The sequence below is a fragment of the Brucella tritici genome (genome assembly GCF_008932285.1).
Classification (GTDB): domain Bacteria; phylum Pseudomonadota; class Alphaproteobacteria; order Rhizobiales; family Rhizobiaceae; genus Brucella; species Brucella tritici.
In genome coordinates this window covers 716,757-729,111 of sequence record NZ_WBVY01000001.1, presented here as the reverse complement: position 1 = coordinate 729,111, position 12,355 = coordinate 716,757, and the positions used below count along the sequence as shown (strand labels likewise).

The following is a 12,355-nucleotide window of genomic DNA, read 5'->3' as shown; positions in this document are numbered from 1 at the left end:
GGATCAGTCGATCTGTTTTGTATCGTTTCCCAGAAGATGCGTGTTCGCAAAATCGACGACCGCCTTGTCCAGTGATTGCCAGTCGACAAGCATGGAGCGGGGGAAGCGATAGAGTATCTGCAGGTCGCGTCCGAACTGGACATCGCGCTCGCATGAATTGAAGCTTTCCGCAGCACTATCCGCAAGGCATCGCGCAACGAATTCCGGCTTGCCGCTGCTCTGATCTGACAGGACGAGTTCCTCGCCCTTGTAACCGCTGTTTTCGAGAAAGCGGTGCACCGTCAGGTTTCCGGGCGCTGCTTCTCCGTTCGGGTCAATCAGTTCGGCATAGATCGGCAGATAACGCCCGCTCATATCGCGCGACATGGTTCGCTGCTCGATGGACATGAAAATGAGATGCCGCTTTGGAGTGAGGAGGTTGAAGATGGCGCGGTCGCGTTCCGTGTAGCCGGTAAGGCCCGGCCAGCGGGCATAAAGATCGAGACGCCCTGTCACCCCATCTCGTCGCTGGTTTGAAAAGCGGATCATATTGGCTGGAATCGACAGGACGTTGTTGCCAATGATGATTTCATAAGCGTGCGTGCTGTCGGAGTGTCCGCCCCGCGCAATCAGGGGACCAAGCAGACGTCCGCCAACATTCACGGCAACCGAGAGCAGAATCAGAGCGATAACCGCCAACAGCAGCCAGCCGAAGAGGCGACTTCCCATTTTCGAGGCGGTGTAATCTGGTGCTGTTTCCATCTGGGCGTCATGGTGATGATATTGCAAAAGAATATCGGTCTTTTATGGTTAACAGAGCGTGAAGTCGTGCTTGTATGACAGCTTGAAACGGCTTAGCGATTCTATATCGAGCTTGCTGATGGAGGAAGAACATGCCGATCTATGCATATAACGGGCACAAGCCGCTATTCGCGGACCGCAGCAGCAACTGGATCGCGCCCGATGCGACCCTGATCGGCAAGATCGTTGTCGGCGAGAATGCCGGTTTCTGGTTCGGTGCCGTTTTGCGCGGCGACAATGAGCCGATCACCATTGGGGACGACACCAATGTTCAGGAACACACCATCATGCATACGGATATCGGCTTTCCGCTGACAGTCGGTGCAGGCTGCACAATCGGGCATCGGGCCATTCTTCATGGTTGCACCGTCGGCGACAACACATTGATCGGCATGGGCGCCATCGTTCTCAACGGCGCGAAGGTCGGAAAGAATTGTCTGATCGGGGCAGGGGCGCTTGTAACCGAGGGCAAGGAAATACCGGACAATTCGCTGGTGGTCGGCTCTCCTGCGCGAATTCTCCGGGAACTGGACGATGCTGCGGTCGAAAAACTCAGGCTTTCGGCAGAACATTACGTCGAGAAGGCCCGGTCTTTCATGCGTGGGCTGGAACCGGCCTGAAATGAAAAAGGACGGGGCCAGAGGGAGACTGACGGCCCGTCCTTGTTCGTTTTATCGTTCTGGTCAGTTCTTGATGCTGCCGACCAGGAGTTCGCGGTCACTCTTGATCGAAACCCAGCTTCCGGTGTTCGTGGTCGACTGGCGCTTCAGATAGCTATAGTCGGTCTTGTTCCAGGCGAGGACGCGGGTATCGAGATTGTCGAGGATGAAGTCGCCGCGGTCGGTGCGAACGGTCAGAACCGCATGGCCTTCACCGTTTGGTTGACGGACCACCGTGAAAAGCAGCGTATTCGCCGGGATGCCGAGCGCCATCAGTTCTCGACGCTTCAAAAGCATGTAGTCGTCGCAGTCACCCACTGTTGTCGGGTATTCCCAATATTCCTCGCGGCCCCAGGCTTCCATATCGGTCATCGGCGCGATCTTTTCGTTGACGCTCGCATTCACCGTAATGATCTGTTTCCAGATTTCCGGTGTCAGCTTCAGCATATTGCTGTTGCGACTGGTGATGTTGCATTCGGACTTGTAGCGCTCGCAGAACTCGTAATGGCCAATGGGCTGCGAAGTGCGTTCACCGGTCGTCATCCACGGTGAATTGGAGGCGGGACTTGCTGCCTCTGCCAGTCCGATTCCGAGCAACATCAGGATGGCTGCGATGATGGTTTGTTTTGTCATTCTTTTGTCTCCCTGTTGGAGACCAAGATGACTTAGACAATTTGAAGGCACGCAAATTTGCGCGCGAAAATGCGAGTCAAATTCGATTAAAACTGCAAATAACGCTGAAACTTTTTGTCAACGAACGGACAAATTTGGGGCAAATCGGGCTGTTTTTGCGGCTTTTTCGTGATTGCGGGCAATTCGCGGTTTGCCATTCCGTAACCTTGACGCGCATTCATCTTTTGGGCGGATGCTTTCAGCCGAAAAGACTGTCCAGTGTTGTGCTGGTCTGGATGGTAGCGAATTCGATTGCAAAACCGCCCTGGAAATGACGGACGACGGTTCCCCGGATCGGTCCAAGCATGACACCGCTCCTGATCGCGGGCTTGAACTCGCTTTCGATGGCCGCACCGGAAAGCGAAAGGTCGGCAATGCGGCACAGTCTCTGGGCGCCGTCGGCGAATGTAATGTTGTGCTGGGCCTTGCGCGGCACGACGCGTTCGTGACGGCGATCTTCGGGCAAGGAAAGTTCGTGCTTGTTGGCGAGCCAGGTCAACTGTGCGGAAAGCTTGTCTTTCTTCTGTTCGGAGGTCGACAGGAGAATGTGGAAGCCTTCGGATGTAATCTCGTTGGCAATTCCTTCGATCCGTCCCACATGGTCGATATAGGCGATGATGCGTTCGCCGTTGCGCGGCGTTGCAATGCCGCTCATGAGCGCAGTTCCTGGCGACATGCGCTTGATGATACAAGGAAATTCGCTGCGATTTTCCAGCATATAGCGACCGTTGAGATCGACATTCACGGCGTTGAAATTTTCCTGCCGCACATTGCTTGCAGAAGATGCCGCAGCAAATCTGTTCATCAAAGCCGATCCATCTCGAAATTTGGCACTCTTACTACCTGTTACAATACAGTAGCCGTCGATAAAGAGAAATCGCGATTTCAACCCTGCGTCAGGCTTTGCCGCCCTTGATAACGCGCAATTTCGGAACGGCATGTGGCTGCGTCAGGCGAACATTCGTCCACTCTCGCCCTGCTCGGGGCGCATTTACTGTGATGGCGGCCGATTTTCGGACGTCATTTGCCAGAATCAGATCGGGAGCCACCGGTTCGATAGAGTTCAGATGGCCGAGGACGATTGGATCGGCTCCGACCCACGTGACGGAATCAAGCACAGCGATGCTGCCGAGAAGGCTGATCTGCCCATTCGACGCTTCCAGCGGGGCGAGAAACATTTCCAGACCGAGGCTTCGTCCGGACATGCTGATTCCCACATGCGAAACGAGGGCAGGGACTTCGAGGCTACTCACATTTTCCGTCAGTTCACCAAGGGCTGCCCGGTCCCGCTCGGACCAGAGCGAGAGAAACCGTGTGTTCTTCAGTTCCCGACCGAAAAGGGTGCAGATGCGTGTTCCCGCCAGACGAAACGACAGGTCGCCGTCTTTTTCAGCCTCAAGGAAGAAGAGGTCGGACAGGTGGCGCCCGAGCTTGCGCGGCTCGATCTGTTCGCGCATTGGCGCACGAAAGAAACCGTTTTCCGTGCGAGCCAAGCGCTGCCATTCGCTGAAAATCGCGATCGTACTGCGGTGTTTCATCATGCGCCGTTGATTTGTCCGTTGCACGCGGAGGCTGCCTCCGCTGTTGAACGCATTAAAATAGTATTAACGACGAGGATGCCAGTTTAACCCTTTCTTCATCCACCGGGCTCGTCTGTTAAGGTTAATAATAAGTAATGGTTGCATGGCGCTGAAAGACGCGCTTTGATAAGGCATCAGACGAAGCCTTTGACTTGGTTGGCGTTTTTCTGAGCTCCAGATTTAATTTCGCGAAAGATTTCTGTTCGCGTCAAGGCCGGCCGGGAACCTCCGTCGGCCTTTATTTTTAACAAATTCTGCCCTATCAACATGCATCGACCAGACGCAAAAGGCTCCTTCGGTCTGATTGCGGTGCTTCGCATAAAATAGAAAGCAGCAGTTCATGAGCGTTCCCCAGCCGGAAATGAACGGCAGTAACCGCCGGTCGGGCGGTAGTGAGCCGATATTCAATATTCCGGGCGTTGTTCTCGCTCTGATTGGTCTGTGCGCTGCAGTCTATGTTTATCAGAACTACCTCATCAGCGAGCAGCAGAACTATGAGTTCATGCTGAACTTTGCGCTCATCCCGGCACGTTTCTCGCTGGCGGATGGGTTTACCGATCCCGCAGCACTTTTCACGCTCATCAGCTATTCCTTCATGCATGGCGGCTTTGCCCATATTGCCGTCAACATGATCTGGCTCGCAGCTTTCGGTTCCCCGCTCGCGGGCCGTATCGGTACGGGGCGAATGATCGTTTTCTGGATATTCACCTCGGTGATTGCCGGGTTGACCCATTATGCGATCTATCCGGACAGCGTTTCGCCACTGGTGGGGGCATCGGGTGCGATTTCGGGAATGATGGGTGCAGCGGCGCGTTACGGCTTCCGCCGCATCGGCCATGGACGCAGATCGGAATTCGCTGGCCCTGTTCTTCCGGTTGGGCTGACCCTGACGCTGAAGCCTGTCCTGACTTTTGTGGGTGTCTGGTTCCTGATCAACATCATTACCGGCCTTTATTCGACTGGCGGGGCGGACCTTTCGAGTATAGCCTGGGAAGCGCATATAGGCGGTTTCATTGCCGGGTTCTTCGGTATTTCACTGCTGGACCGCCCACGCAGCTATGATGCCGTGCTGAGGCGATAAGTTCTGCACTCTTTTGGCTTTGACAAAGCCTTCTCCCCATTTGATGCCACTTGCTAATCTGACGTTCGAAGCGCACCATCATGGAACGTGGTGGGAGGAGCTGCGTTCTGCTTCATATGGCGTTTGAACGCCGGAAGCAGCGAGTGCTAAATCTTGGAGGGACTTTGGCATGACCGTAAGATCGATTCTCGAGACAAAGGGCAGGGATGTGCTGGTTATCGCACCTGCCGATACGCTATCCCACGCCGTCGCCATGTTGAACAAACACAAGATCGGCGCGCTGGTGGTGTGCGACGAGGCCGGTCGAATCAAGGGTATCCTGTCTGAACGCGATGTTGTGCGTGCCGTCGCCGCTCAAGAAACCAAGGCCATGAGCATGCCGGTGGCCGAAGTCATGACGGCAAAAGTGCAGGTGTGCCGCGAACATCATACGATCAATCAGGTGATGGAGATCATGACGCGAAGCCGATTCCGCCATATGCCGGTGGAAGAAGGTGGCAAGCTCGTGGGAATCATCTCAATCGGTGACGTCGTGAAGCGGCGCATTGAAGACGTCGAGCGCGAGGCGGAAGATATCCGCACCTATATCGCTACCGCCTGAGAGCCTGTTCCAAAAGTCGCCCTGTGTGGCTGCAAATAGTAATTTATCTGCGTTTCGGTGCTCATGCCGTTTTTGGATTCAGGCTTCGAAGCGATTTTTCCATTCTCCCGGATGGGAAGGCCAACCGGGAGAGGTTTTTTTGCAGTCGAATCAACGTGCGCGGAGATATCGCTCGGCAGCATAAAGCGAGATTGCAGCCGCATTCGATACGTTGAGCGACTTGATTTCGCCCGGCATGTCGAGGCGGGCAAGCGCGGTGACTGTTTCGCGCGTCTTTTGACGCAAGCCTTTGCCCTCCGCACCAAGCACGAGAGCGATTCGCCCGCCGGACAAGGTGGCTTCCATTTCCAGCGGCCCTTCCGAATCAAGACCGATGGTCTGGAACCCGAGGCTGTGCAGCTCTTCAATCGCTTCGGCCAGATTGCGCACTTCAATATGCGAGATCATTTCGAGGGCACCGGAGGCGGCTTTTGCCAGAACGCCGGTTTCCTGCGGGCTGTGACGGCTTGTAGTAATCAGCGCGCCGGCACCGAAGGCTACGGCCGAGCGCATGATGGCACCGACATTGTGCGGATCGGTTACCTGATCGAGGACGAGAAGCAGCGGGCTGTCCTTCAGTTCGGACAGTTTACGCGCGCGCAGCGGCTCTGCTTCGATCATGACGCCCTGATGGACGGCTTCGGAACCGGTTTCCTTGTCGATGTCGCGCGGATCGACTATTTCGACGGGGAAGGGGAGAGATTCGGCCTCTCCGATCTCGAGCCGGGCGAATCCGTTTCGCGTCGCGCGCATGCGCAATATCTTGCGTTCCGGGTTTTCCACGGCGGCGCGGACCGTATGCAGGCCATAAAGCCGAACGGTTCCCTCGGTCACGGCGCTTGCCGAAATGGAAGGACGCTGCGGTTTGCGCGGTGATTTGCCTTCGGTCACGGCCTTCTGGTCGCGATGCTGGCGGCGCAGGCGCGCATAATGAGAATCTTTTGGTGTGCGGGGCGAGTTTTGATCGGTCATGGCGTGCTTATAACTCTTTAGGTGAGCGGAAGATAGCGACTTCACCTGTGATTGCTATCAGGCTGTTCTGATTGCCAAATAATCTCTGATGGCTGGAAAATCCTGAGAAATGCGGGCGTTTGAGCCTATGGAACAGGAGCGTTGAAGAGGAACTTTCCACGACGTTGTGGACGGACATGCATTCTTTTCGCTTTTACCCTGTTGACAGGGGATAAGCTTATCGTCATAAGGCCCCTCGCGGATCGACGGCTGGCCCAACAGTCAGCCAGAAGCCCCGCGGAAATGCCTAGTCGCTCGACTCTGCTGATAGTGATATCTGGAGGGATGCCCGAGTGGTTAAAGGGGACGGACTGTAAATCCGTTGGCTATGCCTACGTTGGTTCAAATCCAACTCCCTCCACCACTGTCGGATCAGAGTTAAGAGTGCGCGGGTATAGCTCAATGGTAGAGCAGCAGCCTTCCAAGCTGAATACGCGGGTTCGATTCCCGCTACCCGCTCCAAATTTTTCAGAGCGGTTTGGCGTGTAAGGAATCATCGACGGGCGGTTCGCCGTTCCGTTTTGGCATAAATGCTGGCCCGGAAGCCAAAAGGCTTTTGTGCTGGCGCTTGAGCGGTTCTAGAACAAAGAGAACAACGGCGATGGCAAAGAGTAAGTTTGAACGTACGAAGCCCCACGTTAACATCGGCACGATTGGTCACGTTGACCATGGCAAGACGTCGCTGACGGCAGCAATCACGAAGTTTTTCGGCGAGTTCAAGGCGTATGACCAGATCGACGCCGCTCCTGAAGAGCGCGCCCGCGGCATCACGATCTCGACGGCACACGTCGAGTATGAAACGCCGAACCGTCACTATGCACACGTCGACTGCCCAGGTCACGCTGACTATGTGAAGAACATGATCACCGGTGCTGCGCAGATGGACGGCGCGATCCTGGTTGTTTCGGCTGCTGACGGCCCGATGCCGCAGACCCGTGAGCACATCCTGCTCGCTCGTCAGGTTGGCGTTCCGGCAATCGTCGTATTCCTGAACAAGTGCGACCAGGTTGACGATGCAGAACTGCTCGAACTGGTTGAACTGGAAGTTCGCGAACTTCTGTCGAAGTACGACTTCCCGGGCGATGAAGTTCCGATCATCAAGGGCTCGGCTCTTGCTGCTCTGGAAGATTCTTCGAAGGAACTGGGCGAAGACGCCGTTCGTTCGCTGATGGCCGCTGTTGACGACTACATTCCGACCCCGGAACGTCCGATCGACCAGCCGTTCCTGATGCCGATCGAAGACGTTTTCTCGATCTCGGGCCGTGGTACGGTTGTGACGGGTCGCGTTGAGCGCGGTATCGTCAAGGTTGGTGAAGAAGTTGAAATCGTTGGCATCAAGGCAACGACGAAGACGACGGTTACCGGCGTTGAAATGTTCCGCAAGCTGCTCGACCAGGGCCAGGCTGGCGACAACATCGGCGCTCTGATCCGCGGCGTTGGCCGTGAAGACGTTGAACGCGGCCAGGTTCTCTGCAAGCCGGGTTCTGTGAAGCCGCACACCAAGTTCAAGGCAGAAGCCTATATTCTGACCAAGGACGAAGGTGGCCGTCATACGCCGTTCTTCACGAACTACCGTCCGCAGTTCTACTTCCGCACGACGGACGTGACCGGTGTTGTCACGCTGCCGGAAGGCACGGAAATGGTTATGCCTGGCGACAACGTCGCTATGGACGTCACCCTGATCGTGCCGATCGCAATGGAAGAGAAGCTCCGCTTCGCTATCCGTGAAGGCGGCCGCACCGTCGGTGCAGGCATCGTCTCCTCGATCATCGAGTAATCAATTTGACTGGCGGTTACGCCGCCAGTCTGGCATTCTGCCGATCAGGCATTGCAATGCCGCATAGGGGTATAGCTCAGTTGGTAGAGCGACGGTCTCCAAAACCGTAGGTCGCGGGTTCGAACCCTGCTGCCCCTGCCATTTCATAACGGGTGCTCATGGCTTGACTATGGGCGCCCGTTTTCTATATTGTATGTTAGGCGGCAATCTATGCCGCCTTACCTTTTCAGTGGTGGCGCAGGCTTCGGCAGGGCGACGCCGTTGAAAATGATAATTCCCTGCAGGATTTGTTGGCCGGGCAGGGGAGGATCGCCGCCGCACGATTGGATGGTGCGCCGAGTGATATTCGCAAGGATCGGATTTCCGATAAGCCTGTATGGTATTCTTTTAACCTTTGGGCTTGTTTTTTCCGGGAATCGATTCTATGTAGCGTCAACAGACACGCGGCGCGTGGGGCTGAATTTTCAGCTTTGCGTGCCGTATACGCGTGACTTCAGGCTTCTGATTCGTTTCGACGGGGCGGGGGTTGAGGGTAGCGCCGGATCAATGACAGAGCGGCAGATGGCATCCAAGACGAATCCGATCACCTTTTTTCAGCAGGTCCGCGCCGAAACGGCGAAGGTAACCTGGCCTACACGGCGTGAAACGGTCATCTCCACCATTATGGTGGTGATCATGGCGTTTCTGGCTGCCGTGTTCTTTTTTCTTGCCGACCAGCTTATGGCCTATGGCGTAGAATTTATTCTCGGCCTTGGTCGATAAGTTAGGATTGGGGAGTTTTTAGATGACGGCGCGCTGGTACATCGTTCACGCCTATTCCAATTTCGAAAAGAAGGTCGCCGAGGATATTGAAGCCAAGGCGAAGCAGAAGGGTCTGTCCGAGCTGATCGAGCAGATTGTTGTGCCGACCGAGAAGATCGTTGAAGTGCGCCGCGGCCGCAAGGTTGACGCAGAGCGCAAGTTCTTCCCAGGTTACGTGCTGGTTCGTGCAACCCTCACGGATGCCGTCTTCTCGCTTATCAAGAATACCCCGAAAGTCACTGGTTTCCTTGGCGATTCCAAGCCTGTTCCGGTTTCCCAGAAGGAAGTCGACCAGATTCTGAACCAGGTTCAGGACGGTGTCGAACGTCCAAAGACTTCGGTATCCTTCGAGATTGGCGAAAACGTTCGCGTTTCCGATGGTCCGTTCGCTTCGTTCAACGGTATCGTTCAGGAAGTCGATGAAGAGCGCGCGCGTCTCAAGGTTGAGGTTTCCATCTTCGGGCGCGCAACGCCTGTGGATCTGGAATACGGTCAGGTCGACAAGCTCTGATCGTTTTGCCCGCAAGGGCATTCATCCCGACCGAACTTCGGACGGGATGAAATGGTGGAAGGGAAGGCGGCTTAGCCGGTCGTCGATCTCCGAACCACCGAGCTGCCCGCCAGTCGAACTGGCGTCAGTCGAGAGCCGGATTATCCGGCATTAATCGAGAAAGCCGGATTATCCGGCAAGTTATAAAGGCAGAAAGCAATGGCTAAGAAAATTGCAGGCCAGCTTAAGCTCCAGGTAGCGGCAGGTGCGGCCAATCCGTCGCCCCCGATCGGTCCGGCCCTGGGTCAGCGCGGCATCAACATCATGGAATTCTGCAAGGCGTTCAACGCTGCCTCGCAGGAAATGGAAAAGGGTTCGCCGATTCCAGTCGTGATCACCTATTACCAGGACAAGTCTTTCACTTTTGTGATGAAGACGCCTCCGGTAACCTACTTCCTCAAGAAGGCTGCTAACCTCAAGTCCGGTTCGAAGACTCCGGGTAAGGCGAGCGCCGGCACGATCTCCCGCGACAAGGTTCGCACGATCGCTGAAGCGAAGATGAAGGATCTGAACGCCGCTGATATTGAAGCAGCGATGCGCATGATCGAAGGTTCTGCCCGTTCGATGGGCCTGGAAGTGGTGGGCTGAGACGATGGCGAAGATTTCCAAGCGCATTAACAAGATCCGTGAAGGCGTCGATCGCAACAAGCTGTACGATCTGTCGGCTGCTATCGGCCTCGTCAAGGAACGTGCTGTCGCCAAGTTCGATGAAACCATCGAAATCGCGATGAATCTCGGCGTTGATCCGCGCCACGCTGACCAGATGGTTCGCGGCGTTGTCAACCTGCCGAACGGCACGGGCCGTACGGTTCGCGTTGCTGTTTTCGCTCGCGGCGACAAGGCTGAAGAAGCCAAGAAGGCTGGCGCCGACATCGTCGGTGCGGAAGAACTGTTCGAAATCGTCAATGGCGGCAAGATCGAATTCGATCGCTGCATTGCAACCCCGGACATGATGCCGCTCGTTGGTCGTCTCGGTAAGGTTCTCGGCCCGCGTGGCATGATGCCGAACCCGAAGGTTGGTACCGTCACCACCGACGTTGCAGCTGCTGTTGCTGCTTCCAAGGGCGGTGCAGTCGAATTCCGCGTCGAGAAGGCTGGTATCATCCATGCCGGTATCGGCAAGGTTTCCTTCGACAATGCCAAGCTCGAAGAAAACATCAAAGCTTTCGCTGACGCCGTCATCAAGGCAAAGCCGTCGGCTGCCAAGGGTGAATACGTCAAGCGCGTATCGCTTTCCTCGACCATGGGCGTTGGCGTCAAGGTCGATCCGGCAACCGTCAAGGTCGTCGCCTAAGTTTTCAGGGCTCCGGTTCGCCGGAGCCTAAGCCTTTCCGAGAGGGGAGGCGTGGCTGCCAGCCGGTCCTGCAATGCGGGGCGAATGGCAAGAATTCCGGATCGCAAGATCCGGATAGCCGGACGAAAGTCCGGTTATCCTGTCCGAGATTGCAGGCGGATCATCATCTTCGGGTGATAATCCTTAAACATATGGCCTGCATGAGACGTGGAATAACCCTGTTTCGCGTGTGAACGCATGCAAGGTTTGAACCGTAGTTGCCTTTGAGTGATGCCTGGCTTCCAGGATAGCTGAAGGGGACAGGATCCTCGAACGTCGGGCTGACTGTGAAGTTCGTCCGGCAAAGGCAACCCGGCAGGGCCATGTGGTCCTGCCTACTGGAGAGAGACAGTGGATAGAGCGGAAAAACGCGAATTTGTCTCGTGGCTGAACGGCGCTTTTAAAGAGTCCGGTTCGGTCGTCGTGGCCCACTATACCGGTCTCACCGTTGCGCAGATGAGCGATCTTCGCTCCAAGATGCGTGATGCAGGTGGGTCCGTTAAAGTCGCGAAAAACCGCCTTGCCAAGATCGCTCTTCAGGGCACGGAATCGGAAGGCATTTCTGATCTGTTTACAGGTCAGACGGTTGTTGCTTACGCAAACGACCCGATTGCTGCTCCGAAAGTAGCCGTCGAATTCGCCAAGGCTAACGACAAGCTCGTTATCCTCGGTGGTGCAATGGGTGCAACGACGCTTAACGCCGATGGCGTCAAGTCGCTTGCTTCGCTCCCATCGCTCGACGAACTGCGCGCAAAGCTGGTTGGAATGATCCAGACCCCGGCTCAGCGTCTCGCAGTACTTACCAGCGCACCAGCGGGCCAGATCGCTCGCGTTATTGGCGCGCACGCCCGGAAGAACGAGGCGGCGTAAGGCCGTTTTTCGCTGTCAATTGTTCAAACCTTGAAACTAAGGAAATACCAAAATGGCTGATCTCGCAAAGATCGTTGACGACCTGTCGGCACTGACCGTTCTCGAAGCTGCAGAGCTTTCGAAGCTTCTCGAAGAGAAGTGGGGCGTTTCGGCTGCTGCTCCTGTTGCAGTTGCTGCTGCCGGTGGCGCTGCTCCTGCTGCTGCTGCTGAAGAAAAGACCGAATTCGACGTCGTTCTCGTTGACGGCGGCGCTAACAAGATCAACGTGATCAAGGAAGTGCGCGCAATCACCGGTCTCGGCCTCAAGGAAGCCAAGGACCTCGTCGAAGGCGCTCCTAAGGCTGTCAAGGAAGCCGCTTCGAAGGACGAAGCTGAGAAGATCAAGGCACAGCTCGAAGCTGCTGGCGCCAAGGTCGAACTCAAGTAAGTTCGGACTATTCTGGCGGATGGTTTTCCATCCGCCAGTTCCCGCCGGACTTTCCTGGTGGGTCGGATAACTGGAACCCTTTTCCTGAGTGCCGGAACGGCTTTCAGGAAACGGGTTTTAGCCCGTTAAGAGCGCCGCGTGTCGGTAACGATGCGGAAGGCAGCTCTGGAAAGT

At 55.8% G+C, this 12,355-nt stretch carries 15 protein-coding genes and 3 tRNA genes; 13 read left to right on the top strand and 5 right to left on the bottom strand.

The window, feature by feature from the left end:
* Nucleotides 1-3 precede the first annotated feature (3 nt).
* The gene (locus tag F9K94_RS03660; protein ID WP_151643677.1) at nucleotides 4-741 is read right to left on the bottom strand and encodes a hypothetical protein; all 738 of its coding nucleotides are present in this window, start codon (nucleotides 739-741) and stop codon (nucleotides 4-6) included.
* A gap of 131 nt (nucleotides 742-872) precedes the next feature.
* On the opposite strand from F9K94_RS03660, the gene F9K94_RS03655 reads away from it, so the two are divergent.
* The gene (locus F9K94_RS03655; RefSeq protein ID WP_151643675.1) at nucleotides 873-1,400 is read left to right on the top strand and encodes a gamma carbonic anhydrase family protein; all 528 of its coding nucleotides are present in this window, start codon (nucleotides 873-875) and stop codon (nucleotides 1,398-1,400) included.
* A gap of 63 nt (nucleotides 1,401-1,463) precedes the next feature.
* Here the strand turns inward: F9K94_RS03655 and F9K94_RS03650 are convergent, their stop codons facing one another.
* The 3 genes from F9K94_RS03650 to F9K94_RS03640 form a co-directional block, all read right to left on the bottom strand.
* Nucleotides 1,464-2,072, bottom strand: a complete 609-nt coding sequence (locus F9K94_RS03650; RefSeq protein ID WP_061346144.1) for a transglutaminase-like cysteine peptidase — start codon at nucleotides 2,070-2,072, stop codon at nucleotides 1,464-1,466.
* Between the two features lie 238 nt (nucleotides 2,073-2,310).
* Nucleotides 2,311-2,916 carry a PilZ domain-containing protein gene (locus F9K94_RS03645; RefSeq protein WP_061346145.1) on the bottom strand — a complete coding sequence of 202 codons (606 nt, stop codon included), beginning with the start codon at nucleotides 2,914-2,916 and terminating at the stop codon, nucleotides 2,311-2,313.
* A 91-nt stretch (nucleotides 2,917-3,007) separates the two neighbouring features.
* Nucleotides 3,008-3,649, bottom strand: coding sequence for a PAS domain-containing protein (locus F9K94_RS03640; protein ID WP_235920572.1), 642 nt, complete (start codon nucleotides 3,647-3,649; stop codon nucleotides 3,008-3,010).
* A 382-nt stretch (nucleotides 3,650-4,031) separates the two neighbouring features.
* Here F9K94_RS03640 and F9K94_RS03635 point away from each other — a divergent pair, with 382 nt between their 5' ends.
* A complete protein-coding gene (locus F9K94_RS03635) occupies nucleotides 4,032-4,772 on the top strand; it encodes a rhomboid family intramembrane serine protease (protein WP_061346146.1) in 741 nt (246 codons plus the stop codon).
* Nucleotides 4,773-4,941: 169 nt separating this feature from the next.
* On the top strand, nucleotides 4,942-5,373 hold the full coding sequence (locus tag F9K94_RS03630) for a CBS domain-containing protein (RefSeq protein WP_061346147.1): 432 nt from the start codon (nucleotides 4,942-4,944) through the stop codon (nucleotides 5,371-5,373).
* A gap of 150 nt (nucleotides 5,374-5,523) precedes the next feature.
* On the opposite strand, the gene rlmB is transcribed toward F9K94_RS03630, so the two are convergent.
* Entirely contained in the window at nucleotides 5,524-6,384 is an 861-nt protein-coding gene (rlmB, locus tag F9K94_RS03625) for a 23S rRNA (guanosine(2251)-2'-O)-methyltransferase RlmB (RefSeq protein ID WP_061346148.1), read from the bottom strand.
* Nucleotides 6,385-6,702: 318 nt separating this feature from the next.
* On the opposite strand from rlmB, the gene F9K94_RS03615 reads away from it, so the two are divergent.
* The 10 genes from F9K94_RS03615 to rplL all read left to right on the top strand — a co-directional run bounded on the left by F9K94_RS03615 (nucleotide 6,703) and on the right by rplL (nucleotide 12,181).
* Nucleotides 6,703-6,787 (top strand) — tRNA-Tyr (locus tag F9K94_RS03615).
* 24 nt (nucleotides 6,788-6,811) lie between these two features.
* Nucleotides 6,812-6,885: transfer RNA gene (locus F9K94_RS03610), tRNA-Gly, on the top strand.
* A gap of 139 nt (nucleotides 6,886-7,024) precedes the next feature.
* A complete protein-coding gene (gene tuf / locus F9K94_RS03600) occupies nucleotides 7,025-8,200 on the top strand; it encodes an elongation factor Tu (RefSeq protein WP_061346149.1) in 1,176 nt (391 codons plus the stop codon).
* Nucleotides 8,201-8,265: 65 nt separating this feature from the next.
* Nucleotides 8,266-8,341: transfer RNA gene (locus F9K94_RS03595), tRNA-Trp, on the top strand.
* A gap of 420 nt (nucleotides 8,342-8,761) precedes the next feature.
* Entirely contained in the window at nucleotides 8,762-8,962 is a 201-nt protein-coding gene (gene secE / locus F9K94_RS03590) for a preprotein translocase subunit SecE (protein WP_061346481.1), read from the top strand.
* 22 nt (nucleotides 8,963-8,984) lie between these two features.
* The gene (gene nusG, locus F9K94_RS03585) at nucleotides 8,985-9,512 is read left to right on the top strand and encodes a transcription termination/antitermination protein NusG (RefSeq protein ID WP_006467043.1); all 528 of its coding nucleotides are present in this window, start codon (nucleotides 8,985-8,987) and stop codon (nucleotides 9,510-9,512) included.
* 198 nt (nucleotides 9,513-9,710) lie between these two features.
* Entirely contained in the window at nucleotides 9,711-10,139 is a 429-nt protein-coding gene (gene rplK / locus F9K94_RS03580) for a 50S ribosomal protein L11 (protein WP_010659903.1), read from the top strand.
* Between the two features lie 4 nt (nucleotides 10,140-10,143).
* Entirely contained in the window at nucleotides 10,144-10,845 is a 702-nt protein-coding gene (rplA, locus tag F9K94_RS03575; RefSeq protein WP_061346150.1) for a 50S ribosomal protein L1, read from the top strand.
* Between the two features lie 390 nt (nucleotides 10,846-11,235).
* The gene (gene rplJ / locus F9K94_RS03570) at nucleotides 11,236-11,754 is read left to right on the top strand and encodes a 50S ribosomal protein L10 (RefSeq protein WP_010659905.1); all 519 of its coding nucleotides are present in this window, start codon (nucleotides 11,236-11,238) and stop codon (nucleotides 11,752-11,754) included.
* Between the two features lie 52 nt (nucleotides 11,755-11,806).
* Nucleotides 11,807-12,181, top strand: coding sequence for a 50S ribosomal protein L7/L12 (gene rplL / locus F9K94_RS03565; RefSeq protein WP_061346151.1), 375 nt, complete (start codon nucleotides 11,807-11,809; stop codon nucleotides 12,179-12,181).
* Nucleotides 12,182-12,355 lie beyond the last annotated feature (174 nt).